Raw genomic sequence first — 26,325 nt, 5'->3', positions numbered from 1 at the left:
GTGCAAAAATACAAAAATAATATGATATTACCACTATAGGGGCTATAAAAGTTAGTAACAATTATCATATTTTCAAGAGTATTGGTTTCTTATTGTGAAAAATGTAATGCTTATTTTGTTTTCTTTTACCTTGCTTTCTTTCCTTTTCCACTTAATAAAATAATAAAAGTGAAAAGTTGAAAAAACATTGAAAAAAATACATTATAGCAGTTATCTTTTTCTACAAAACTATTATTTTATAGTTTTCTCAGTAACAGATATAGGTCATTGTCACGTTCTAAAAAAGGTTGTTATAATTAATTATTGTTTTATTAGTAATATTTTTTATTTTTGGAATCCCCCTCCCCTACCCTTTTTGGATATTGCATTATTTTCAATAAAAAAAACGATTTATTGCAAATCTTTCAAAGAAGTCAAAAACCAGTCTTAGAGTGCTGGCAAAAAAAGCGGTATTTTGTTAGGCTGTTTGGGGTTTTTGTGGTATATTTGCGCCTGATTTCAGAAAATGTAATAAATTGATGTAAAAATCATATTATATGAGTTCAAAGTTTTTTACTAATACAGGAGGAAATACCTTATTTAAGAAGTTTGAAGGGATTATTAAAGCAATGAAACCAGCAGCTTTTAAAGCTGTTTCAGCTTATTTTCGTTCTTCAGGCTACTTCAAAATGCGCGAAATGCTAAAAGAAGTAGAAGAAGTTAAGATATTAGTTGGTATCAATGTAGATACTCTTATAGCTGATGCTCAAAAAAGAGGAATTCTCTACTTTAAAAATTCGGACAAAACTAAACAAGAGTTTGAAAAGTGGTTTATCGAGGATGTAAAAGAAGCTCAATACTCTAAAGAAGTAGAAGAAAGTATTTTGCAGTTTATTCAAGATATTGTAGATAAGCGCATTGAAGTAAGGGTACACAATAGTCAATCTATTCACGCTAAATTCTATATTATTTTACCAAAAGAACATAGTGAATATACTGATGGTTGGGTAGTAATGGGCTCTTCTAACCTTACTGAGGCAGGTATTGGTAGTAAAAAAGCTCCTAACTATGAATTGAATATAGCTTTAAAGGATTTTGATGATGTAGAATTTGCAAAAAAAGAGTTTGATAAACTATGGGAAGACTCTGATGTATTACTTCCTGCTGATGTAGACGGACTAATTAAGAAAACTTATATTGGGCAAGCGTTTACTCCTTTTGAAATATTTATAAAACTACTTATAGAGTATTTTGGGAAAAATATAGATTACGACCCTAATACAGTGGGCGACTTACCCTCAACCTACAAAAAGTTAAGTTATCAAATAGATGCTGTAAACCAAGGATTTGAAATGCTACAAAAACACAATGGTTTTTTCTTAGCTGATGTAGTTGGGTTAGGGAAAACAGTTATAGCCTCGATGATAGCCAAACGTTTTTGTATAGCTAATGGTTTTGCACAAACTAAAATATTAGTAGTTACTCCTCCAGCAGTAGAAAAGAACTGGAAGCAAACTTTTAAACTTTTTAGGTTAGATAAGAATACTAAGTTTATTACCAATGGTAGTCTTAATAAAATAGTAGATGAAAAGGATTTGGATAACTATTGGGAAATAGATGAATATGATTTAATTTTAGTAGATGAAGCACATAAATATCGCAATCATAGATCGCAAGGTTTTGATTACTTACAACGAATTTGTAAAACCCCACGAAAAGCTGAAGGACTTATAGAGGGAGATAAGAAAAAAGTAATACTTATTTCAGCAACACCTCTTAATAACCGTCCAGAAGATCTTTATTATCAAGTACAACTATTCCAAGATATTCGTACAAGTACTTTGGAAAAAGTAAATAATTTGCAAAACTTCTTTGCTCCATTAATTCGTGAATACAAAGATATTATGAATACTACCACTCCTGATATGGGAAAAGTAAGGAATATCTATAAGCAAATTCGTGAAAAAGTAATTGCTGAGATTACAGTGCGCAGAACACGGAAAGACCTTAAGAAATATCCTAAATATTTAGATGATTTAAAAGATCAAGGTATTATTTTCCCTGAAATTGCACCTTTACAAACTGTCGAATACCAATTTAATATTCCTCTTGGTAGATTGTTTTATGATACAATATTTAACTTAACAGATGATAATAAAATAGGTTATTATCGTTATCAGGCTATTCGCTTTTTGAACAAAGAGATACAAGAAGAATACTATGAAAAAGCTGAATTAGTATCTCAATCGTTAGCGGGTATTATGAAAACTTTAATGGTGAAGCGTTTGGAAAGTAGTTTCGTAGCTTTTAAGAAAACATTAGAGAACTTATTAAAATCAACCCAGCGGATGATTGAAATGTTTGAAAATGACAGAGTTTATATTGCGCCTGACTTAAATATCAACACTTTATATGAAAAAGGTTTTTCGGAAGAGGAAATAGAAGAAATAATCCTTCAGAAAAATACAAAAAATGCAAGAAATAATATTTTTTCGACAGATGATTTTGATCCTGTACTCTTAGAAGGATTAAAAAAAGATGCAAATTCACTGAAAACGCTTTTTGAAAAATGGCAAAAGATAAAGAATGACCCTAAAATAGATAAGTTATTTAGCATTTTAAATAGTACTTTACTTGATAAAGAAAAGAATCCTTCACAACAGTTAATTATTTTTACTGAAAGTAATGATACAGCTGATTATTTAACAGAAAAACTTTCAACTAAAATATCTCCTAACAAAATATTGAAAGTTTCTTCAGAAAATAGAAGTAAAATATTTGATGATATTCAAGCTAACTTTGATGCTAACTATACAAAAGAGCGAAAAAATGATTTGCAAATACTCATTACTACCGATGTGCTTGCTGAGGGTATCAACTTGCATCGTGCCAATGTATTGTTAAATTATGATACCCCTTGGAATGCTACTAAGCTAATGCAACGACTTGGACGTATCAACCGAATAGGAAGTGAAGCAGGGATTGTGTATAACTTTATTTTTTACCCTTCAGCACAAGGTGATGAAGAAATAAAATTATACAAAAAAGCCTATATCAAACTGCAAGGTTTCCATTCTGCTTTTGGAGAAGATGCACAAGTATTCTCTAAAGAAGAATTAGTAGAACAATTTGAACTTTTCAAAGAAGGAGGTGAAGGAGAAGAAGACAAACGTTTGCACTATCTACGCTTTATCCGTGAATTTAAGGATAATAACCCTAAGGAATTTAAACGTATTTCTAACATTCCTTTCAAAGCTCGTACAGCTCGTAAAAACGAAAACACTTCATTTGATGATGTAAAAAATGGTTCTATCATTTTTATGAAATCACCTTATAAAAGTGAATTTTATAGAGTGAATGGAAAAGAAGAAATAGAAAGTATTGACTTTTTAGAAGCAGCCGAACGCTTTGAAGCTACTGTTTCGGAGAAAGGTTTTGAGGTGCCAGCATCTCATTATAAAGATGTAAATTTGGCACAAAGTAAGTTTGAAAATGATACCATACAAGCTAATATTGAAACTGTAACTCCGACTGATAAAGCAGATGGAAATACAATGCAAGCTAAAAAATTCTTACGTGATATAAAAGGGACTTTAAATAACGAAGAACTAAAAATAGCTTGCGATCAGCTTATCAAACTTATTGACAAAGGTACTTTTACAAATATACCTACTGATGTAAAGAAGATACGTCAGCAGTTAGATAAACAAAAAATAACATTTGGAAATGCACAACAACTTATTCTGAATTTAGCTAATAAATACGCAGTATCATCTTTTGATAGTATAAAAAATAATAAGGAAAAAGCATTGGATATATTACCCGAAATAGTAATCACTGAAACATTTATTAAATAGTATGAAAAATTTAAGACAAATACTCTCATCTCCTTATCATCAGGAAGATTGGATTAGCTTCTTGAAAGAGCTTTTTGCTCATAATTCAGGTACAGGAGTTATATTGCAAAAACCTCAAAGAATAGAGCTTCCTAAAAGTGAAAAAGTGAGAGAAGCTTATGAATTAGGAAGTTATGAAACTACCGAAGGGAGGCTTATTGGTATTTACCAAGTAAATATTAGTGAAGATATGTTGCTATATCGCAACAAAGTAGGTCTTCGCCAATTGATGAAGAATATCTACAAATATAATGTAGATGGCGTGTTGGTAGTTTTTGTACAAGAAAAGAAATGGCGATTGTCATATATTTCTGAAATCATAAAAGAAGTAGATGAGAAAGGTAAGATTATTAAGGAAATTACTAATGAAAAACGTTTCACCTACTTGTTAGGAGAAGGAGAAAAAATAAAAACAGCCACAGATAGACTTCAACTTTTAGTAGGAAAAGAGCTTTCGTTAGAAGATTTTAAAAATGCCTTTGCAGTAGAGGCACTTAATAATGATTTCTTTGATAGATATAAAGATATCTATGAGGATTTTGTACAACATATTACAGGAGTTCGCTACGAGAAAAAGGGAAATAAGTATATCGAAAATAAAAAACATCAACCACACCCTAATTTTGATGGTTATAAGGACTATAAAGATTATCCTATGCCACATCCTGATAGTGAAACTAAGCTATTTAAAAATAGAGAGTTTCAAAATCTTTTTAGAGGAAATGAAAAAGCAGTCCGTGATTTTGTAAAACGGATGATGGGGCGTATTGTCTTTTTGTACTTTATACAAAAGAAAGGCTGGTTAGCAGTACCTAAGGGTAAAAATTGGGGAGAAGGTAATTATAATTATTTATACCAATTGTATAAAGAAACACCTAGAGAAGACCAACCCTATTTTTATGAAAAATATTTAGTGCCATTATTTTTTGAATGTTTTACAGATAAAAAGTCAGAGAGTGAAATAAATGAGTTCCGTTTTCCTTATCTTAATGGTGGTCTATTTGATAAAACACAAGACCAGCATTTTGATAAGGTAAATTTACCTTACTCTATTTTTACTGAACTTTTTGATACTTTTAAGTCCTACAACTTCACTGTTTATGAAGATGCTCCTAATGAGCATACCGTAGCCGTAGACCCTGAAATGTTAGGACATATCTTTGAAAATCTTTTGGAAGACAATAAGGATAAAGGGGCTTTCTATACCCCTAAAGAAATTGTACATTATATGTGCAAAGAAAGCCTAAAAATTTCTTTACTTTCTAAAATAGTTCCAGATAATAATCAATCAGAAAAAGCAAAAGATGTTATTACAAAAATAATAGAGCATCAACCACTTAATGAAGATGAAAAAAGTTATGTAAAAGAAAAAGGGAATATTATTACTACCTCTTTAGAAAATGTAAAAATATGTGATCCTGCTATTGGGTCTGGAGCCTTCCCTATGGGACTTTTGCAAGAAATATACTATATCAAAATTACCTTGCAACAATTAGGAATAACAACAGAACAGACCGATGCTCAGATTAAAAAACATATCATTGAGCAAAATATCTATGGAGTTGATATTGATGCAGGTGCAGTAGACATAGCCCGCTTGCGATTTTGGTTAAGTTTAGTAGTAGATGAACAACTTCCACAGCCACTTCCAAACTTAGACTTTAAGATTATGCAAGGGAATAGCTTATTAGAAAGCTATCAGGGAGTAGATTTGAGCCATATAGGTGAGGACGATGAGGTACTTATGGATGAGCAAATGAGTTTTGACTTTGGAGATAGCTATAAAACAGCTAAACAACTTGCTGTTTTTAGCAAAATCAATAAAGAACAGATTCAGAAATTAATGAATGAGTATTTTGCTACCACAGAAAATAAAAAAGTAAAGCTAAAAGAAATAAATAATATTATTGAGGGAAAAATACATACCCAAATTTATTTGGAAAAAGAAAAAGTTTCTTCTCTGACTAAAGAATTCTTTAAAAAATTTGGTCTTAAATCTGAACAAGATTTAAAAGGAAAAATTGATTTAGGTAGTATATCTGAAAAAGGGAAAGAGTACAAAAAATATTTAGCAAATAAAAAACGCCTTGCAGAACTTGATATAATTGAGGGGGAATTACTAAGTTTTCAAACAAAGATAGAACGTCCTTATTTTCTTTGGCATTTATACTTTAAAGAAGTTTTTGACAAAGGAGGTTTCGATATTGTAATTGGAAATCCACCGTATGTTTCAACAAAAGGAATCTCTGAGGAAGATAAACCTCTATTAGAATATGAATTTAATTTTTCTGATGACTTGTATAATCATTTCTTTTTTAAAGGATATCAAATATTAAGTAATAAAGGAGTACTTTCTTTTATTACTTCTAAAACCTTTTGGACTACACAAACTAAAAGAAACTTACGAGATTTATTGCTTTCTCAGCGATTAGAATATATTTTTGATACTGGCAATCCGTTTGAGTCGGCTATGGTGGATACTTGTATTACCTCTTTTTCTAAAATAAAACCTGAAAATAATACGCTTTTGTTTTTAGATGGAAGTAAGGACTTGGAAAAGCCTTTGCGTTATGAAGTAACCCAAAATGTATTTATTGACACCCAAAACTCAGTGATATTCAAACCTACCGAATACAATATGAAAATTCATAGTTTATATGGTAAAAAAGTAAAGGAACTTTATGAGCGGTGGTGGGATAAAATATCTGCCAGTAAGAACATTACTAAGTACAGCAAAGAATTAGAGGCTTATAGACAAAGTTTGCAACCGGGTGATATTGCTCTGTTAGGTTGTTTGACTGAAGGAGGACAAGGATTGGCTACTGCTAATAATGGTAAATATATAGCAGTAAGAAAATCTACCAAATGGGCTAAAAATATATTAGAATCGCGTCCTAAAAAACTTTTAGAGGTAGTAAAACGGTATAAAACATCTGTTAAGGTTGCTAATGAGGAAGAAGCAAAAGACTATTTAGCTACTCTTTCAGAAGAACGGATAGCCACACTTTTTGATGAACTAAAAGAGACATTTGGTAGAGATATTTTTGGGCAAGGCTATATTTACCGACTTATAGAAGATGACGAAATGGCTGATGTAGAAACTCTTACCCAAGATGAAAAAGACAATGGTATAGAGCCTACTAAGAAGTTCTATGTACCTTATGATAAGGGTGATAAAGACGGAAATCGCTGGTATTTAGAAACACCTTTTGCCATAGCTTGGAGCAAAGAAAATGTCGGCTTTTTAAAATCCAACTCAGGTAAAAAAGGGGAAGGTATGCCTGTGGTCAGAAATCCTCAGTATTACTTTAAGGAGGGCTTTTGTTGGACTAATGTTCTAAATCCACAAGCAAGATTATTGAAAACAAATTAAAATTAAAATCTGTAAATGATGTAGGTTCAATGTCTTTAAGTTCTATTATTGACAAAATTCCAGATTTTTATTTTGTGATTCTTCTTAACTCAGATATACTATTTAATTATTACAGAGATTTTTAAATATTACTGTAAATATACAAATTAATGATATTAGACAATTGCCTATTATAATTCCCACACAAGAACAATTACAAATTTATAAGAAATTATTTGATGAAATAATTGTAGTCAAAAAACAAGAATTTAATAGTATAATTGATGATATCACCTTTGAAATAGAATAAAAAGAAAAGAATTTCAATTAAATAAATTAGTAAATGAGCTATATAGCATATAACTCATTTACCAAAATATCTATTTTTTGTTGAATAGTATCAAGTTCTATCTCATTTAAGCGATTTTTTTTTATTTGAACTGCTTGTTTAAAAAGTTTTTCAAATTTATCTAAGGTGTCTTTATTAGGTATAATAATAGGTAATTGTCGAGCATCATTGATTTGAAAAGTCTGAGTATTGTTAACGAACTCATCTACATAGAAGCTTATAAAATTGGAGTTTATTAAACATACAAAATAAAATGCAGGTATTCTATTAGCGAGAGAATATAAACTCATACTCTTTACATCATTAATAGTCTTTAATTTTATACGACATTTTAAAAACGTTGTATTAATATCGGAATAACAAAAGCCCTCTCTAAAATAGAACTGATACCCTTGATATCTTGCTTTTGGGTCAGTTTTAAGATATCCGACACTATAATTGGTACAATTTTATTATATTAAAAGAAAAACTAATTTTTATGGTGTACGGATATATTAGGGTCAGCACTGACCGACAGACAGTAGAAAACCAACGTTTTGAGATAAAAAACTTTTGTAAGAAAGAAGCTCTAAAAGTAGATACTTGGATAGAAGAAACTATTAGTGGCACTAAAGATGTAGATAAGCGAAAATTGGGGGCTTTACTTGCTAAAATGCAGAAAGGAGATATTCTTATTTGTTCAGAGCTCTCCCGTTTAGGACGTAATTTACTTATGATAATGGCAATCCTAAATGAATGTATGAAAAACGACATTCAAGTATGGACAATCAAAGATAATTACCGCTTAGGGAGTGACATTAGTAGTAAAGTATTAGCTTTTGCTTTTGGACTATCGGCTGAAATTGAGCGTAACCTTATCAGTCAGCGCACCAAAGAAGCCTTAGCTCGCAAAAAGGCTGAAGGGGTTTTTATTGGTCGCCCCAAAGGAAGTCTTTCAAAAAAAGTTAAGCTAACGGGAAACGAGGATAAAATACGAAAGTATATAAAAAAAGGATTATCTCAGCGTGAAATTAGCTTAAAACTAAAAGTTTCTAAGGGCACTGTAAATCGTTTTATCAAACGTGAAAAACTACATATTTACAAGAAAAGTTAGCTTTATCAAAGATTTTATTTTCAGTAAATTCACTGTCAGGTGAAATTTCGTGTAAATTCGTGTAATTCGTGGGAGATAAAAACTATATCTCCTCCCCATAGTTCCCAAACCTCCCATTATCGCCCGTGCGACTCGCACCTGCCTTATATTAAATTACAAGTTATCTCCTTTACAGATTGTCTCCCTTCAATAAAATTGGCGGGCAACACTTTTTTTATTAAAAATTTTTGTGGTTTAGAAAAATGTCGTATATTTGTAAACTGAATGTAATAACAGAAAAACTCAACACTAAAACAGAAGAATTTTTAATATGGAAATGACAAAAGATGATTTACACAATGCCCTGAAACACTACTTTGGGTTTGAAGCGTTTAAAGGGCATCAAGAAGAAATTATTACCAGCGTAATTAACAAAGAGAACACCTTTGTTATTATGCCTACAGGTGGTGGTAAATCATTGTGTTACCAATTACCTGCCTTAGTCTTGGAGGGAACTGCTATTGTTATCTCTCCGCTTATCGCTTTGATGAAAAACCAAGTAGATGCTATGCGTGGTATTTCGTCAACCGATAGTATTGCCCACGTGCTGAACTCTTCGCTTACTAAAAATGAAATTCGCGAGGTAATGGAAGACATCAGTGCAGGCAAGACTAAGTTGCTATACGTCGCCCCCGAGTCGCTTATCAAAGAGGAATATGCTAACTTTCTCAAAACAGTACCTATCTCCTTTGTAGCGGTAGATGAGGCGCACTGTATCTCGGAATGGGGACACGATTTCCGTCCTGAGTACCGCAATATTAGAACCATTATCGAGCGTTTGGGCAGTAATATACCTATTGTAGCGCTTACTGCTACGGCTACTCCTAAGGTACAAGAAGATATTTTGAAGAACTTAGGAATGCAGGAGGCTAACGTGTTTAAGTCGTCGTTCAACCGTCCAAACTTGTATTACGAGGTACGCCCTAAAACTAAAAATGTAGATGCCGATATCATTCGTTTTGTGAAACAGAACAGTAAAAAATCTGGGATTATATACTGTCTCAGCCGTAAAAAGGTGGAAGACCTCGCGCAAACCTTGCAAGTAAACGGCATTTCGGCAGTGCCTTATCACGCAGGATTAGATGCCAAAACACGCGCCAAACACCAAGATATGTTCTTGATGGAAGAAGTAGATGTGGTAGTTGCAACTATTGCTTTTGGTATGGGTATTGACAAACCCGATGTGCGCTTTGTAATTCACCACGATATTCCTAAAAGTATAGAGAGTTACTATCAAGAAACCGGACGTGCCGGTCGCGATGGTGGTGAAGGGCATTGCTTAGCTTTCTATTCTTATAAAGATGTAGAGAAGCTGGAAAAATTTATGATAGGCAAACCTATAGCTGAGCAAGAAATAGGACAAGCGCTCTTGCAAGATATTGTAGCCTATGCCGAAACGTCTAGTTCGCGCCGTAAATTTATCTTACATTACTTTGGTGAAGAGTTTGACGAGGTGAATGGCGAAGGTGCTAATATGGACGATAATGTGCGTTTTCCTAAAGAAAAGAAAGAAGCTAAAGACGATGTGGTGAAATTACTAAACGTAATTATTGCTACCAAACAGAAATTTAAAGCTAAAGAGATTGTAAATACGCTTATTGGAAAAGTAAGTGCTATCATCAAAGCACACCGTATTGACGAACAAGAGTTCTTTGGTATTGGGAAGGAAAAAGACGATGCTTACTGGATGGCCCTCCTCCGTCAGGTAATGGTAAACGGACTCATACGTAAAGATATAGAAACTTATGGGGTGATGTTTATCACCGACAAAGGAAAAGAGTTTTTAAAAGATGTACCTTCATTTATGATGACCGAAGACCACAGTTATGAAGAAGAACCCGAAGATATCAACAGTACTAATGCCGTAGCAGCCGACCCTGTACTTCTTGAAATGCTCAAAGATTTGCGTAAGAAAGTAGCCAAACAAAAAGGAGTACCTCCGTTTGTGGTATTCCAAGACCCTTCGCTAGAAGATATGGCTCTCAAATACCCTATTACTATTCAAGAGCTTACTAATGTACACGGTATAGGGGAAGGCAAGGCTAAGAAATATGGTAGTGAGTTTGTAAAGCTCATTGAGCGTTACGTAGAAGAGAATGATATTGTGCGCGCTGAGGATTTAATAGTAAAAACTACTGGGTCTAACTCAGCTTTGAAATTGTTTATTATTCAGAATATAGACCGCAAATTGCCTTTGCCTGACATCGCACAAGCTAAAGGATTGGAAATGGATGAGTTCCTCAAAGAAATGGAACAAATAGTATACAGTGGTACCAAGCTGAATATCGATTATTGGGTGAATGAAATCTTTGATGAAGAGCAACAAGAAGAACTTCACGAATACTTTATGGAAGCTGAAAGTGATAAAATATCGTTAGCTTCTAAAGAGTTTGCCGGTGATTACGAAGATGATGAACTAAGAATCTACCGATTGAAATTTATTAGTGAGGTAGCGAATTAATATGAGAAGTTTTACATTTAACCTATAATAAAATAAGTAAGTTAGATTAAATAAAGTGTCTGAGAGTTAGCTATAATTTCTCAGACACTTTTTTTAGTGAAAACGGTGTGAGCCACACGGGCAGGTGCGAGCCGCACAGGCAGATAAACAAAAGACGAACAAATGACGAACAAAAGACGAACAAATGACGAACAAAAGACGAACAAAAGACGAACAAATGACGGTGCGATCCGCACGGGCAGATAGAGAAATGACGAAGAAAATCTCCCCCTTACACATACCCAGCTTTCGCTGGCTTCCTCCAAAAGGAGAACTAAAGCGACGTAAAGACGAATAGATGACAAATAAAGAACGAATAAATGACAAATAAAGAACGAATAAATGACGGTGCGAGCAGCAGGGGCAAATAAAGAATGAACGAAGGATAAATGGAAATAAAGTAAAGATAAGATGATTTAGAGCATTATTATAAAACCTAAAAATCTTTTATTAGAGCTTGAAAATACAGGTAAATAAGGAGTATATAGAGTGTTATAAATACTCGTAAAAATAACTTCAAAAAACATTAAAAAATATTTTTCAGTATCAAAATTAATTTGTACATTTGCACCGGTTTTTGAAAGACCTCTCAAAAATTGAGGCAATTTTATATTGCTATTAGATAAAAAAGAATTGTTAAATTAATATCAAATTTAAGACATTATGAGTAAACCAAAAACACTTTCCGTTGATAAATACGGAATTAAGAACGCTAATGTTCGTTATCAGTTAACTGCTGACGAATTACACCAAGAAACTTTGGATAAAAAATTAGGCGTTGAAGCTTCTTCAGGAGCTATTGCTATCAACACAGGTAAATTTACAGGGCGTTCTCCTAAAGACCGTTTCATCGTAAAAGATGATATCACCAAAGATCGCGTATGGTGGGGAAGTATTAACATTCCTTTTGAACCTGCAAAATTTGACAAACTATATGAAAAAGTAGTAGCTTACTTATCTAACAAAGAAATCTACGTTCACGATGGTTATGTTTGTGCAGATCCTAAATACCGTACTAACATTCGTACCATTACTGAGCTTCCTTGGAGCAACCTTTTCGCTTACAATATGTTCTTGCGTATAGATGATAGCGAACTCCCTTCTTTCAAAGAAGATTGGTTAGTTGTAAACGCCCCTGGTTTTGAAGCTGACCCTGCTGTAGATGGTACTCGCCAAGCTAACTTCGCTATCTTGAACTTCACCAAAAAAATTGCTTTGATTGGTGGTACAGGTTATACCGGAGAAATTAAAAAAGGTATCTTCTCAGCTATGAACTTTGAATTGCCTGTGTTCCGCAACACTATGCCAATGCACTGTTCAGCTAACGTAGGTAAAGGTGGTGATACTGCTATCTTCTTCGGCTTATCAGGTACTGGTAAAACTACTCTTTCAGCTGACCCTAACCGTCATTTAATTGGTGACGACGAACACGGTTGGACTCCTGAAAATACTGTATTTAACTTTGAAGGTGGTTGCTATGCTAAAGTAGTAGACCTTACTGCTGAAAAAGAACCTGAAATCTTTGGAGCTATTAAGAAAGGTGCTATCCTTGAAAACGTAATTATGGACGATAAAGGTGTAGTTGATTTCTCTCGCACTGATATCACTGAAAACACTCGTGTTTCTTATCCTATTTACCACATCGCAAATATCCAGCCAGGTTCTATAGGACACAATCCTAAAAACATCTTCTTCCTTACTTTCGATGCTTATGGTGTATTGCCTCCAATCTCTAAATTGACTCCTGAACAAGCTGCTTATCAATTTGTATCTGGTTATACTTCAAAAGTAGCCGGTACTGAGGTAGGTATCACTACCCCTCAAAAAACTTTCTCTGCTTGTTTTGGTGCTGCCTTTATGCCACTTCACCCAGCTGAATACGGAAAACGTTTGGCTGAGAAAATCAAAGAAACTGGCGTAAACGTATGGTTGGTAAACACTGGTTACAACGGAAAAATGAAAAGATGTAGCTTAAAAGATACTCGTGCTCTTATCACCGCTGCCCTCAACGGCAAACTTAACAACGTTGAGTACAAAGAATTGCCTATCTTTGGCTTCAAAGTACCTCAATCTTGTGAAGGTGTATCAGACCAAAGCATCTTGAACCCAGAAAATACTTGGAGTGACAAAGCACAATTCAGTGCTAAACTCAAAGAATTGGCTGAATCATTTGTACAAAACTTCAAAGACAAAAAATTTGCTGAAGGTGCAAGTGCTGACGTCCTTGCTGGAGCTCCTAAATTGTAATTATTTAGATTACCATATTCAAAAGGCTGTTCATTTAAGAACAGCCTTTTATTTTTGTTTTTTACTAATATTATTACTATTTTTGCACCCCAAATAGAATTTAAAGATAAAAAATGCTTGACAAATTAAATATCGTAAAACAACGTTTCGACGAAGTTTCGGACTTAATCATTCAACCTGATATTATTGCAGACCAAAAGCGCTATATCCAGCTCAACAAGGAATATAAAGACCTTAAAGAACTGATGGATAAGCGCGATGAGTATATAAACGTAACTGGAAACTTACAAGAAGCTGAGGAAATTATTGCTGATGGCAGTGATGCCGAAATGGTGGAAATGGCAAAGTTACAATTAGAGGAAAGCAAAGAGCGTTTGCCTCAGTTAGAAGAAGAAATCAAGTATATGCTTATCCCCAAAGACCCCGAAGATGCTAAGAATGCTGTAATGGAAATTCGTGCAGGAACAGGTGGTGACGAGGCTTCAATCTTTGCAGGCGACCTATACCGTATGTACACCAAATACTGCCAAAGTAAAGGCTGGAGTACCTCAGTAATGGACTTTAATGAAGGAACTGCTGGCGGGTATAAAGAAATTATCTTTGAAGTAACGGGTGACAATGTATATGGTACCTTAAAATTTGAAGCAGGAGTACATCGTGTACAACGAGTGCCTCAAACAGAGACACAAGGGCGTGTACATACTTCGGCAGCAACTGTAATTGTATTGCCAGAAGCAGAAGAATTTGATGTGGAACTTGATATGGCTGATGTGAAAATCATTCGTACTACTTCTACGGGACCCGGAGGACAGTCGGTGAATACAACCTATTCGGCTATTCAGTTGCAACATATTCCTACAGGCATTGAGGTGCGTTGCCAAGATGAGAAATCGCAACACAAGAATCTTGAAAAGGCACTTAAAGTATTGCGTTCACGTTTGTACGAAATGGAGCTGGCAAAGAAGATGGAAGCTGATTCTGCTCGTAGAAAATCAATGGTTTCCAGCGGTGACCGCTCAGCTAAAATACGCACTTATAACTATCCGCAAGGGCGTGTAACCGACCACCGTATAGGTCTTACCCTTTATGATTTGCAAAATGTTATCAATGGTGATGTACAACGTCTTATTGATGAACTTCAATTGGCTGAAAATGCTGAGAAGCTAAAAGAAGGAGATGTTTTTTAAACTATTATTAAAAAAGAAAATAGCAATATTGTTATTGTAGCGATAGTAGCTGTTATATTCTTTTTGGCAATCCTATTTATTTGTGAGATGGCAAAGAAGTATTATGTAGTATGGGAGGGACACCAAACGGGGGTCTTTACCTCGTGGGCTGAATGTAAGAAGGCTGTTAATAATTTTCCGAACGCTAAATACAAAAGTTTCTCTACGGAAGAAATGGCACAAAAAGCCTATGCAGGGAATTATGAAACGTACAAAGGTAAAAAGATAGAAGAGTCTGCACTTTCATCAGAAGCATTAAAACTTATTGGGAAGCCTATTTTGCCTTCTATTGCGGTAGATGCTGCTTGTAGCGGTAACCCTGGTATAATGGAATATCGGGGGGTAGATACTGAAACACAAGCCGAGATTTTTAGGCTTTCACCTATGAAAGATGGCACCAATAACATAGGGGAGTTTTTGGCTATAGTACACGCTTTGGCTTTCTTAAAACAACGCAATCTTACAATGCCTATCTATTCGGATAGTGAAATAGCAATGCGCTGGGTACAACAAAAAGTATGTAAAACTAAGCTTGGAAAGACATCTGATAATGCAAAAATATTTGAACTAATAACTCGTGCTGAAAAATGGCTACAAGAAAATACTTATCCTAATCGTATTCTCAAATGGGAAACCAAAGCGTGGGGCGAAAATCCTGCGGACTTTGGTAGAAAAGACTCTTAACTTTTCTTCTTAAATCTAAAAAATAAATGACTGATATTACTCTATCTGTACAGCCTACTTCGAGTCCTGATATTATTAAATTGGAGGCGAATAAAGCCTTAGTAAAAGGTAGTTACGAGTATAAAAATATTGATGAAGCTAAAAACTCACCCTTAGCAAAAGAGCTGTTTTACCTTCCTTTTGTAAAGACAGTATATATATCGAGTAATTTTATTGCGTTGAAACGATTTCCAATTATAGAATGGAAAGACGTACAAGAAGAAGTGGCACAACAAGTATTGCTTTATTTACAGTCAGGGAGAGAAATTGTAAGCACTGAGGGTGAACAAAAGAAGGTTATTTCTATATATACTGAAACCACTCCTAACCCTTCGGTAATGAAGTTTGTAGCCAATAAACGTCTTGTTCCTACTATTATAGAATATAAGCATATAGGGGAGACTGATGAGGCTCCTATGGCTAAAGCTCTTTTCACTCAGTTTCCTTTTATTGAGGAGGTATTTTTTGATGATAACTATATTTCAGTTACTAAAAAAGATAACAAAGAATGGGCAATGGTTACTCCTAATATACGAGAATTCATTAAGAATTATCTTTCAGAAGGGCATACGCTTATTTCTTCTTCTGAAATTAAACGACATCAGCAAGCAACACAAGAACGACTACTCTCTATGGTTACTACTGATGAGGTATCAAAACAAATTGTAGCTATTATAGATGAGTTTGTAAAACCTGCTGTAGCCTCTGATGGAGGAAATATTCAGTTTATTTCGTACAATCCAGAAACGCATTACGTAGAGGTAATACTGCAAGGAGCTTGTAGTGGTTGCCCCTCCTCTACCTTAACCTTAAAAAAGGGAATTGAAGTCATCTTGAAAGATAAGCTACAAAACCCTTATATTAATGTAAACGCTCTTAACGGATAAGAACATTTTCTGAAATAAAATAACCACGCCTTGTAGAGCGTGGTTTAGTTAAACAATTCTTGAAATGTGTAGTGTTGCGGTTACACGAAATTCTTCTTATTTATTTTTCAATAAATCTCTAATCTCAGTAAGTAACTCTTCTTGAGTAGGACCAGCTGGTGCAGCGGGAGCCTCTTCTTCTTTTTTCTGTTTGTTTAGCTTGTTGATACCTTTTAGAAGTATAAACAATACAAGTGCAATACAGAAAAAGTTAATTACAGCGGCAAGAAACTTACCATAAGCTACTCCATTCCATACCAAACCTTCTAAGTGTTCAGCACCCGTAGCTTTCAAAGCAGGTGTTAATAACAAAGGAGTAATAACATCAGACACTAATGATGATACGATAGCACCAAAAGCAGCCCCAATGATAACCCCGATGGCTAAATCGACTACGTTACCTTTTACGGCAAATTCTTTAAATTCTTTTAAAAATCCCATAATGATTCATTTTAAGTTTATAAAAATAATTTGTTACTTAATTCGGGGCAAAAATAATACTTTTTTCGAAAATACAAAAAGAAAAGGGACGAATTTCACAACTGTCCCTTTTCATCACTAACTAAAAAACTCAATCACTATGATGGTTAAGTATAACTTTACACAGTCATACTAAATATTTTGGTATTAGGCATTTTGCGTTGTAAGTGCAAATCGAAAGCCATACAGATATTTCTAATAAAAGGTTTTCCCTCATCGGGGACTTCTATATGATTACCTGCTATATGCAGTAAACCATCGTTTTGCATCTCTTGGAGATGTGCTATTACTTCTGTTATTTCAGGAAACTGAAGAAATTCGTCGTTCCAAGAAGTAGTAAACTGACACATCAAGTTGAGAATATGACGCCTAATAATTAAATCTTCTTTATTGAGAATATGCCCTTTACACACGGGTATTTCATTCTTCTCAAGACGTGCATAATAAGCATCTAAATCTTTCTCGTTTTGAGCAAAACCGTACCAACTATCGCTGATAGAAGACATTCCTAAGCCTATCATCACTTGCGTTTTGGAAGCTGTATAGCCCATAAAGTTACGATGCAATTGATGATTTTTGAAAGCCTTATACATACTATCAGTAGGTAAAGCAAAGTGATCCATTCCTATTTCGGCATATCCTGCTTTCAATAAGTATTGTTTTCCTACTTCATACAGCTCTCGTTTTACTTCGCCTGTGGGCACATCTTCATCTTTAAAACCGCGTTGCCCACTGCCTTTTATCCAAGGTACGTGCGCATAGCTATAAAAAGCAATACGGTCGGGACGAAGAGTGTTACTCCTATCAATGGTGAAGAGTACATCGTCTAAAGTTTGAAACGGCAAACCAAAGACCAAATCGTGGCTTACAGAGGTATAGCCGATAGCTCTGGCTTGCTGGGTAACACGCTGTACATTCTCAAAAGGTTGAATGCGGTGAATGGCTTTTTGTACCTTAGGCGAATAATCTTGTACGCCATAACTCACGCGCCTAAAACCTAAGTCGTAAAGCGTTTGTAGGTGATTTTCAGTGGTATTATTAGGATGACCTTCAAAACTAAATTCGTGAGCATCAGCTTTATCAGCACGTTCAAAAATACCTTCTATCAAACGGCGCAACTGCAAAGGTTCAAAAAAGGTAGGTGTACCTCCCCCTAAGTGTATTTCCTTAATACGAGGGCGTTCTTCCAAAAAATCAGTGTATAACTGCCATTCTTTAAGTATTGCCTCTATATAAGGGGCTTCCATTTCGTGGCGCTTAGTAATGCGTTTATGACAACCACAGAAAGTACAAAGACTCTCACAGAAAGGCAAATGAATGTATAGGCTAATCCCTTCAGTACTATTGCTCTCAGCATAGGATTTTCGTAAGCTCTCCAACCATTTTTCAGTAGAAAAAGTACTACTATCCCAATAGGGAACAGTAGGATAGCTAGTATAGCGAGGTCCAGCTACATTGTATTTTTGAATGAGAGATATTGCCATTTTCTGTAAAAACGGGGCAAAGGTATAAAAAAAAGTGGAAAGTGAAAAGAGAAAAGAAAAAAATATAGATTCGCTAATACCGTAATGCCAATAATATCAAACTAATGACGAGGGACGAATGACGGGACAAGCTATACAGATAAATAATTATAAGACGAACAACAAGAGGTTCTACAGTTGCTCTACAGTTGCTCTACAGTGGCTCTACAGTGGCTCTACAGTGGCTCTACAGTGGCTCTACAGTGGCTCTACAGTGGCTCTACAGTGGCTCTACAACGAACAAAAGACGAACGATGAACGAACCTAAGGCAAAGGAAAGTTATTTGAATATTGAATATTAGACATCTATGTTTAGATTCGTTTGCAGAAAAAATAGCAAGACTCTTTTAATCTTGTACTTTTCTAATTTGACTGCAATATATTTAAAAGGTTTTCATTGAACCATTTATACCGATTGATAATCATAATATGAGTACCATTTTTTACTACAATAGCATTTTTTATGTACTGAATAGGAAAAACAGGATCTTTATCTCCGTGAATGTGAACTGTGTGGGGTAAAGGTTCTTTTTGTTGCCAATTCACTATGCGGTCTATTGACCAATCGAGATAGGCAGGGGAGCGCATTCCTATATATTTCTCATATAGAGCTATTCGTTTGGTCATCAGTTCAGAAAAAGAAAATCTTTTCCAAAACTCCAAATCGCTGATAGTACGAGTGGGCAATAACTTATGCAGGTTTGTATAACGTGCCAAGAGCATTTTTTTAGGCAGTTCGTACTGCGTTTTTACGCTGGAAATGAGGACTATTTTTCGATAATCGTTCAGTTGTTTAGCTATCTCTTGTACAATAATTCCTCCAAACGACACCCCTAAGAGCACAGGAGAAGGCTCGGTAATTGCTACTGCAATACGTCCTGCATAGTGTGCTAGACTTTCTTCTTTTTCGGGAGTAATCCAGTCGAGTAAGTGCACACGGAAATTGTTGGGGAATTGCAAACGCTCGAAAATCTTAGGGCTGGCAGCCATTCCAGGCATTAAATAAATAGAAAGATTATCTTTTATATTCATTTGATATTGCTTTTTTACGAAAAATAAGTAACTTTGCACCAAATTTTAAATGAGTAACAGGTTATAGGTAAAAAGTAAAAACTAACGATAGTTAGGTATGTGAATGAGGTATAATGCTCATTTCTTACTTCTTATCTCTTATCTAGACAGAAGCAAAAGTACAACATTTTTGTCAAATAACGAATATTACTAATTAAAAACATAGTACAATGGAAGTAATAGACAGCGAATTTTCACGTCAATACCAAGCCAAAATCAACGGTGAACTTGCCTTTGTAGAATACGCTATTCAGGAGCGTAAGATATTCTTTACCAAAACATTGCTACCTGAAACGACGGACGAAGCGCTCATTGATGAATTCTTTAAAGGGGTAATAGCCTTAGTAGCTGAGAAAAAATATAGAGTGGTGCCCGTTTGCCCTGTGGCTATTGCTTTTTTTAAGCGTAATAAGGAGTGTAAAGACATACTTCCTGCTGGTATCAGGATTTAATAGTTAATGATTAACGGTTAATTAAAAAACTTCGTTTTACATTGATTATATACAGTAAAGTATGCGAGGGCAGAGTATGTAAGGTATACGCTCTAACAAAAAGAGCAGGGCTCTCCCCTACTCTCTTAACTATGTAGATAAAAAAGAATTAATAATATATTATATGAAAGCCGTATTTTTAGACCGCAACACGCTCTCTGAGCGCATAGATGTGGATATCCCGAAAGGGATAGCCCAATGGGTAGCCTTCCAAAAAACAGCTCCCGATGAAATTGTTCAACGTCTCAAACCTGCTGATATAGCAATTGTGAACAAGGTGAAACTCGATGAGAGTATCCTTAGGCAGTTGCCTAACCTTAAGCTCATTCACCTTACTGCTACGGGTATGGATAATATTGATAAAGAGGCTGCGAAAGCCTTGGGTATAGAAGTGAAAAACGTAGCGGGTTACTCTACTGAAAGTGTAACTGAACACTTCTTCTTGTTGTTACTATCGGCTATGCGTGCCCTAAAAACCTATCACACAAGTGTAGAAGATGGTACTTGGGAAAAAGATGGTCGTTTTTGCCTTACTGAACCACCGGTGTTTGAATTGCATACCAAAACCTTAGGTATTATAGGGGTAGGCAACATAGGGAAAGCTATTAGTAAAGTAGCTGAAGCCTTTGGTATGAAAGTGCTATGGGCTGAACGCCAAGGTAAAGCGCCACGTAGTAAAGAATATACTGAATTCGATAAGGTATTGGCACAGAGTGATATCATCTCGCTTAACTGTCCGCTTACTCCTGAGACTAAGCATTTAGTAGATGAAGATTTCATCTCTAAATTGCGTAAAAAACCATTAATTATCAATATGGCTCGTGGGGCTATAGTAGACCCTCAGGCGGTATATGAAGCTATAGAAAGCAATCGTATAATGGGCTTTGCTACCGATGTGTTTGAAGAAGAACCGCCAATGGCTAATGACCCTCTACTAAAAATAGCCAACCACCCTCGTGTGATTTACACTCCTCACGTGGCTTGGGCGAGCGAATACGCACAAGATAAGTTGTGGCGTATCTTGAAACGCCAAGTAGAAGATTTTATCGTAAAATATAAAACAGAGCATAAGGAAAATGAAAAAGCATAATTTTAGCGCAGGCCCCTCTATCTTAGCACCTGAGGTATTCCAAAAAGCCTCTAAAGCCTTATTAGATTTTGAGGGGACTGGCTTATCGGTAATAGAAATATCACACCGCAGTCCAGAGTTTGTACGCGTGATAGAACGCGCTCGTGCATTGGCATTGGAAATCGCTGGATTGGACGATTCGTACACTACACTCTTCTTGCAAGGAGGAGCTAGTATGCAATTCCTGATGGTGCCTTACAACCTCCTCGAAACCAAAGCTGCTTATATAGATACAGGTACTTGGGCTAACAAAGCACAAAAGGAAGCTGCTCTCTTTGGCAATACCGAAGTGATAGCCTCTTCTAAAGCCGATGGGTATAAGTATATTCCAAAAAATGTGACTGTCCCTACTGATATCGATTATCTGCACATCACTACCAATAATACGATTTACGGTACCGAGTACCACAGTTTACCTCAAACGAGCGTCCCTTTGGTAGCCGATATGAGTTCTGATATTTTCTCACGTCCGTTAGATTACAAGCAGTTTAGTTTGATTTATGCGGGTTCACAGAAGAATTTAGGAGCTTCAGGCTCTACCTTAGTGATTGTGAAAAAGGATTTATTGGGCAAGGTAAGTCGGAAACTGCCTTCGATGATGGACTATCAGTTGCATATTAAAAACGATAGTATGTTCAACACGCCTTCTACTTTTGCAGTATATGTAAACCTTTTAGTACTCGAATGGATACAAGCACAAGGTGGATTGCAAGCTTTAGGCAAACGCAACCGAGCTAAAGCCGATTTGCTTTACGGAGAAATCGACCGCAATCCGTTAGTAGTAGGGTATGCTAATAAAGAAGACCGCTCCCTAATGAATGTAGTGTTCAACCTCACCGATGAAAGCACCAAAGAACGCTTTGACGCTTTGTGTAAAGAAGCCAATATCAGTGGAATAAAAGGACACCGCAGTGTGGGAGGTTATCGTGCTTCTATCTACAACGCTTTGCCTTTAGAAAGTGTACAAGTATTAGTAGATGTACTTAAAGAATTTGAACGCACCGCGTAAAGAAGAATAATATGGAAAACAAAATAAGTCCGATACAAATATCGGACTTATTTTATATTATACAATATGTTATTTAATCTCTAAGACTTTATAATCAAATGTATTAAGCTTCGCAACTACTACAGTTTACAAAATTCATCATCATTTCTTTTGCTACTGATTGACTGCGCTGATAGTACAAACTTTTAACTCCTAATTTCCAAGCCTCAATAAGCACTTTATTCACATCGCGAATAGGCATTGCTGAAGGAATATTTAAGTTCAAACTCTGCGTTTGATCAATGTATGCTTGACGCTGTGCCGCTTGTGATATAATTTCCATCGGTGAAATCTCTTTAAAAGTTTTAAACACATTCTTCTCTAATTGAGATAACTCTTGCAAGTGTTGTACAGAGCCATTATTCAAACGAATAGAACGCCATACCTCTTCATTATTAAGACCTTTTTCCTCCAAAAGTTGGGTGAGATACTTATTTTTGCGCATAAAGTTCCCTTTAGAAAGCCCTACTTTATAGTAATTGCTCGAATAAGGCTCGATACCTGGTGATACCTGTCCTAAAATAGCCGAGCTGGAAGTGGTAGGAGCGATTGCCATAGTGGTAGTATTTCGTCTACCATATCCTTTTAAAATTTCTGGTTCTCCATAAATATGAGCTAACTCTTTAGTTGCCTTATCAGCTTCTTCACGAATGTATCTAAAAGCGCGGGCATTGAACTGAGTCGCCTCAAAGCTCTCAAAAGGTATCATATTACGTTGTAAGTAAGAATGATATCCTAACACACCCAAACCTAAAGCACGGTGACGAATAGCAAAATTGCGAGCTGCCTGTAAATAGTAATTACCTTTTGTTTTTTCTATAAACTCTGAAAGTACCGCATCTAAAAAGAATACCGCTAACTTTACTGCTTTGGTATCTTTCCACTCATCAAAGAGCTCTAAGTTCATAGAAGAAAGACAGCAAATAAACGATTCATCTTCACTAGAAGGTAACATAATCTCACTGCACAAGTTACTTGAACGGATGAGCATATCCTTATCTTTATACACTTGAGGACGATTACGATTGGCATTATCCGTAAAGATAATGTAAGGTAAACCTTTTTGTTGGCGAGACTCCAAGACACGAGCCCATAGGCGACGTTTTTCTACATCACCATCTATCATTTCTTGCATCCAATAATCAGGTACACAAATACCAAAGAAAAGATTCTGAATAGGAAATTCCACATCTTTAATTTGTAGAAACTCTTCGGCATCGGGGTGGTCTATATCTAAATAAGCAGCAAAAGCACCGCGCCTTACTCCCCCTTGTGATACAACGTCCATAGCTGAATCGAACAACTTCATAAAACTAACTGCCCCACTTGATTTACCATTATCGGTAACTGCAGAACCGCGACTGCGCAATTCGCCAAAATAACCAGAAGTACCTCCCCCTATTTTGGTTTGCATAATCACCTCTCCAAGTTTATGAGTAATCCCCTCGATGCTATCAGGTACGTGCACATTGAAACAAGAAATAGGCAAACCTCTTTCAGTACCCATATTTGCCCAAATAGGAGATGAGAAACTAATCCACCCTTTAGTAATCATTTCTTTGAAAGCGGGCTGTAATTCGGGTTTATAAAGCCTATGTGCAGCAGCACTTGTAATGCGGTCTATCGCACCTTCTACGCTTTCTCCTTTTAGTAAATAGCCTCTATTGAGGATTTGTTCAGACTCTTCATTGAGCCACCAAATGTCTTTTTCTTCGTTCATAACTTTTTATTTTCGGGGTGCAAAGTAACAGCTTTATATTCTAATTTCACCCTCTATCCAAAATAAGTTATTAACAAAGTTTTTAACAATATAGCAAAATCAGCCTCTTAGGATAATTTTTTAACATACAGTTATACTTTTATATTACTTGAATAGCTAAAATAATAAAAATTAAATGTATGGGAAAGCAAAAACTATTAAAAATAAGAAGATATAGAAGAGTAGAAATATAGCTGTTAATTACTACAAATCAACGTGTTAAAAAGAATTGTTATATTTAAAACAAAATAGTAATACGATTTTATCTAAAATATTTTGTTCTTTCAGATAACTTTTGTACTTTTGTAGCGTTAAGTATAAAAGGAAATCTTATGTCAGAACTAATTACTAGACCTATACCTATTGATGAAGAAGTAGTGTGGGATAAAACAAAAACTATTATCAGTACTACTGATAAGTTGGGTGCTATTACTGACGTAAATCAAACATTTATAGACGTTTGTGGTTATCCTGCGGTTGAATTATTAGGAAAACCACATAGCATCATTCGTCACCCCGATATGCCTAAAATCATATTTAAGATTACTTGGGATAATATTTTGGCGGGGAGGAACTTTCACGCTATTATTAAAAACTTAGCTAAATCGGGTAAGTATTATTGGGTAATTACCGATTTTGAAGTAGGCAGGAATATTATTGGGGATGTTGTTACTATTATGGCGCGTCAGCATTCAGTACCTAAGTATGTAATTACAGAGCATATTGAGCCTTTATATCAAACGCTCCTTAAACTTGAAAAAATAGGAGATATGGAGCTCAGTAATCGTTATTTTAAGGGCTTTTTAGAAAAACAAGGCAAATCATATATTGAATATATTATGGATATTATGGACGAAAGCAAGCGAGAAATTCACTTTGATCCTATCCCTAATATGCCTCACACTGATACTAACATTGGAGACTATGAAATTTCTGATGATATATTTAGTGAAGAACATCACGAAGAAGAAACTATGATGCAACGCAAGAGTTTCTTTGCAAAATTATTTTCTACGAATTAGAATTTTGCAAATATCACAATAAGAGGAGAGCGTATCTATTGCAATAGATACGCTCTCCTCTTTGGTTCTTTCTATGACTACGATTCTTTCTTGTCTTGAATTTCTTTCTTATCGTCTTTTAATTTAGCTGACAGTTCCATAGAAATAGCAGAACGTTCAAATTTGATTTTTCCTGAAAGTGTTTCTAAGACACAAGTATCATCAGTAAGTTCTACAATGCGTCCGTGCATACCACTTTTAGTAATTACTTTATCGCCTCTTTTCATTCCTTCAATAAAGTTTTTTTCTTGTTTTTGTCGTCTTACTTGCGGACGAATCATAAAAAAGTAGAATACTAGGATTATCAATATAAGAGGTAGTAAACCACTGTTCATCAATTGTTGCATATTTATTAATTTAATTATTAGTTTTTAGTTATTTTAGAAAATTGTAATTAGGAACTTTTAGCTTTGGGCTTTCAATTATAAAAGTCCTCTTCCTATCTTTTTTATTTGTTGTTTTTCTTCGAGTTCTTTATGTACATTTTTCATTACACCATTAATAAACGCACTACTTTTAGTAGTAGAATATTCCTTGGCAAGTTCTAAATATTCATTAAGTGTTACTTTCACTGGAATACTAGGAAAACTAAGCATTTCACAAACAGCCATTTTTAACAATATACTATCTATTACAGCTACACGATCTTTCTCCCAACCCGTCATTCTACTAATAATTTCATTCTCCCATTTACTATCATTGAGCACTGCTTTTTTTAGTAAACCTGTAAGAAAATCTTTTTCTTCTTCATCTTTATAAAGTGAAGGAACAAAATATTTATCAGGTGAGGTGGGGTGCACTTCTCTAAATAACCTACTTATATAGGTATTTACAATGGGATAATCATCTACCCAAGTGAGATTATAATCTTCAATATATTCATATATTGTCTCATCGGGAGCTATAATTTCTTCAAAAATAGTCATTAAAAAAGATTTATCAGCTTCAAAACTGCTCTTTTGTTTGCTGTATTTCTTATAAAACTCACTTTCTATAATGCTTTTATATATAGTACGCACATACTCTTCGTGTATTTCCCAATGATTTATACGTGCATCAGCAATGGCTTCTTGTAATAATGTATTATGAACGATGGCTAAGAGCAAAAGGTTTTCAGAGAATTTTTGATGTACTGTTCTTTCTTCAGTAGTAGCCAAATATTTTTTCTGAGCTACTTTGTGTTGATGAGTTGCCAAAGAATGCAGTTCAATGAAAAGTGATAATATTAATAAATATAGGTGTCGCATTTCATCAGCACTGTTTTGCAAGAACTTCAATTCTTTGTCTAAATCCTGACTTTGGCTCTGACGCATTGCATAAATTGATTGCATTACTTTTGCCCTAATATGTCGTCTTGTAAGCATAATTTGTAAGAACTTTCTTAACTTTATTTTGAGAGTGCAAAAGTAGAAAAAAAGGTTTAACGAGCCAAA

General features: G+C 34.9%; 21 protein-coding genes. 14 read left to right on the top strand and 7 right to left on the bottom strand.

All coding sequences use genetic code 11. The features are described 5' to 3' along the window. The first annotated feature begins 677 nt into the window (after window positions 1-677). Together C3V44_RS02410 and C3V44_RS12175 are read left to right on the top strand one after the other, a co-directional pair. The gene (locus C3V44_RS02410; protein ID WP_254425452.1) at window positions 678-3,836 is read left to right on the top strand and encodes a helicase-related protein; all 3,159 of its coding nucleotides are present in this window, start codon (window positions 678-680) and stop codon (window positions 3,834-3,836) included. A 1-nt stretch (window position 3,837) separates the two neighbouring features. After that, window positions 3,838-7,248, top strand: a complete 3,411-nt coding sequence (locus C3V44_RS12175; protein ID WP_106095393.1) for an Eco57I restriction-modification methylase domain-containing protein — start codon at window positions 3,838-3,840, stop codon at window positions 7,246-7,248. Between the two features lie 327 nt (window positions 7,249-7,575). On the opposite strand, the gene C3V44_RS12105 is transcribed toward C3V44_RS12175, so the two are convergent. Continuing rightward, window positions 7,576-7,866, bottom strand: coding sequence for a DNA modification methylase (locus C3V44_RS12105; protein ID WP_254425451.1), 291 nt, complete (start codon window positions 7,864-7,866; stop codon window positions 7,576-7,578). Between the two features lie 188 nt (window positions 7,867-8,054). Here C3V44_RS12105 and C3V44_RS02395 point away from each other — a divergent pair, with 188 nt between their 5' ends. The 7 genes from C3V44_RS02395 (at window position 8,055) to C3V44_RS02365 (ending at window position 16,291) form a co-directional block, all read left to right on the top strand. Next, on the top strand, window positions 8,055-8,669 hold the full coding sequence (locus C3V44_RS02395) for a master DNA invertase Mpi family serine-type recombinase (RefSeq protein WP_106095392.1): 615 nt from the start codon (window positions 8,055-8,057) through the stop codon (window positions 8,667-8,669). Window positions 8,670-8,979: 310 nt separating this feature from the next. Then, window positions 8,980-11,169 (top strand): DNA helicase RecQ, encoded by a 2,190-nt coding sequence (gene recQ / locus C3V44_RS02390; protein ID WP_106095391.1) that lies wholly within the window; start codon window positions 8,980-8,982, stop codon window positions 11,167-11,169. A gap of 184 nt (window positions 11,170-11,353) precedes the next feature. Next, window positions 11,354-11,506 (top strand): hypothetical protein, encoded by a 153-nt coding sequence (locus tag C3V44_RS12025; RefSeq protein WP_164996600.1) that lies wholly within the window; start codon window positions 11,354-11,356, stop codon window positions 11,504-11,506. 365 nt (window positions 11,507-11,871) lie between these two features. Further along, entirely contained in the window at window positions 11,872-13,455 is a 1,584-nt protein-coding gene (gene pckA, locus C3V44_RS02380) for a phosphoenolpyruvate carboxykinase (ATP) (RefSeq protein ID WP_002672023.1), read from the top strand. Between the two features lie 113 nt (window positions 13,456-13,568). Beyond that, window positions 13,569-14,642 (top strand): peptide chain release factor 1, encoded by a 1,074-nt coding sequence (prfA, locus tag C3V44_RS02375; RefSeq protein ID WP_002672024.1) that lies wholly within the window; start codon window positions 13,569-13,571, stop codon window positions 14,640-14,642. A gap of 87 nt (window positions 14,643-14,729) precedes the next feature. Continuing rightward, window positions 14,730-15,365 (top strand): viroplasmin family protein, encoded by a 636-nt coding sequence (locus C3V44_RS02370; RefSeq protein WP_106095389.1) that lies wholly within the window; start codon window positions 14,730-14,732, stop codon window positions 15,363-15,365. A gap of 26 nt (window positions 15,366-15,391) precedes the next feature. Beyond that, the gene (locus C3V44_RS02365; RefSeq protein WP_106095388.1) at window positions 15,392-16,291 is read left to right on the top strand and encodes a NifU family protein; all 900 of its coding nucleotides are present in this window, start codon (window positions 15,392-15,394) and stop codon (window positions 16,289-16,291) included. 96 nt (window positions 16,292-16,387) lie between these two features. On the opposite strand, the gene mscL is transcribed toward C3V44_RS02365, so the two are convergent. Further along, on the bottom strand, window positions 16,388-16,771 hold the full coding sequence (gene mscL / locus C3V44_RS02360; protein ID WP_002672032.1) for a large conductance mechanosensitive channel protein MscL: 384 nt from the start codon (window positions 16,769-16,771) through the stop codon (window positions 16,388-16,390). A 158-nt stretch (window positions 16,772-16,929) separates the two neighbouring features. Continuing rightward, window positions 16,930-18,294, bottom strand: a complete 1,365-nt coding sequence (gene hemN, locus C3V44_RS02355) for an oxygen-independent coproporphyrinogen III oxidase (RefSeq protein ID WP_106095387.1) — start codon at window positions 18,292-18,294, stop codon at window positions 16,930-16,932. Between the two features lie 118 nt (window positions 18,295-18,412). Between hemN and C3V44_RS02350 the strand changes: the two genes are divergently transcribed. Continuing rightward, window positions 18,413-18,601, top strand: coding sequence for a hypothetical protein (locus C3V44_RS02350; RefSeq protein WP_106095386.1), 189 nt, complete (start codon window positions 18,413-18,415; stop codon window positions 18,599-18,601). Between the two features lie 95 nt (window positions 18,602-18,696). On the opposite strand, the gene C3V44_RS02345 is transcribed toward C3V44_RS02350, so the two are convergent. Further along, window positions 18,697-19,365 carry an alpha/beta fold hydrolase gene (locus C3V44_RS02345; RefSeq protein ID WP_009417152.1) on the bottom strand — a complete coding sequence of 223 codons (669 nt, stop codon included), beginning with the start codon at window positions 19,363-19,365 and terminating at the stop codon, window positions 18,697-18,699. Between the two features lie 209 nt (window positions 19,366-19,574). On the opposite strand from C3V44_RS02345, the gene C3V44_RS02340 reads away from it, so the two are divergent. The 3 genes from C3V44_RS02340 to serC all read left to right on the top strand — a co-directional run bounded on the left by C3V44_RS02340 (window position 19,575) and on the right by serC (window position 22,033). Further along, window positions 19,575-19,856, top strand: a complete 282-nt coding sequence (locus tag C3V44_RS02340) for a GNAT family N-acetyltransferase (protein ID WP_002672042.1) — start codon at window positions 19,575-19,577, stop codon at window positions 19,854-19,856. A 163-nt stretch (window positions 19,857-20,019) separates the two neighbouring features. Beyond that, window positions 20,020-20,985 (top strand): D-2-hydroxyacid dehydrogenase, encoded by a 966-nt coding sequence (locus tag C3V44_RS02335; protein WP_009419717.1) that lies wholly within the window; start codon window positions 20,020-20,022, stop codon window positions 20,983-20,985. Beyond that, a complete protein-coding gene (gene serC, locus C3V44_RS02330; protein WP_106095385.1) occupies window positions 20,972-22,033 on the top strand; it encodes a 3-phosphoserine/phosphohydroxythreonine transaminase in 1,062 nt (353 codons plus the stop codon). The genes C3V44_RS02335 and serC overlap by 14 nt, the downstream gene beginning before the upstream one ends. A gap of 103 nt (window positions 22,034-22,136) precedes the next feature. Here serC and C3V44_RS02325 read toward each other — a convergent pair whose 3' ends face one another. Continuing rightward, window positions 22,137-23,792, bottom strand: a complete 1,656-nt coding sequence (locus tag C3V44_RS02325; RefSeq protein ID WP_002672050.1) for a ribonucleoside-diphosphate reductase subunit alpha — start codon at window positions 23,790-23,792, stop codon at window positions 22,137-22,139. A 371-nt stretch (window positions 23,793-24,163) separates the two neighbouring features. Between C3V44_RS02325 and C3V44_RS02320 the strand changes: the two genes are divergently transcribed. Next, the gene (locus C3V44_RS02320) at window positions 24,164-24,853 is read left to right on the top strand and encodes a PAS domain-containing protein (RefSeq protein ID WP_009419714.1); all 690 of its coding nucleotides are present in this window, start codon (window positions 24,164-24,166) and stop codon (window positions 24,851-24,853) included. A 77-nt stretch (window positions 24,854-24,930) separates the two neighbouring features. Here C3V44_RS02320 and yajC read toward each other — a convergent pair whose 3' ends face one another. Continuing rightward, entirely contained in the window at window positions 24,931-25,239 is a 309-nt protein-coding gene (gene yajC / locus C3V44_RS02315) for a preprotein translocase subunit YajC (protein WP_002672058.1), read from the bottom strand. A 75-nt stretch (window positions 25,240-25,314) separates the two neighbouring features. After that, complete coding sequence (locus tag C3V44_RS02310) at window positions 25,315-26,256, bottom strand: transcription antitermination protein NusB (protein ID WP_106095384.1); 942 nt, start codon at window positions 26,254-26,256, stop codon at window positions 25,315-25,317. Window positions 26,257-26,325: the final 69 nt, after the last annotated feature.

The organism is Capnocytophaga sp. oral taxon 864, from assembly GCF_002998835.1.
GTDB classification, from domain to species: Bacteria; Bacteroidota; Bacteroidia; order Flavobacteriales; family Flavobacteriaceae; genus Capnocytophaga; species Capnocytophaga ochracea.
Note: the sequence above shows the minus strand (reverse complement) of the source record. Positions and strands in the feature narration are given on the sequence as shown.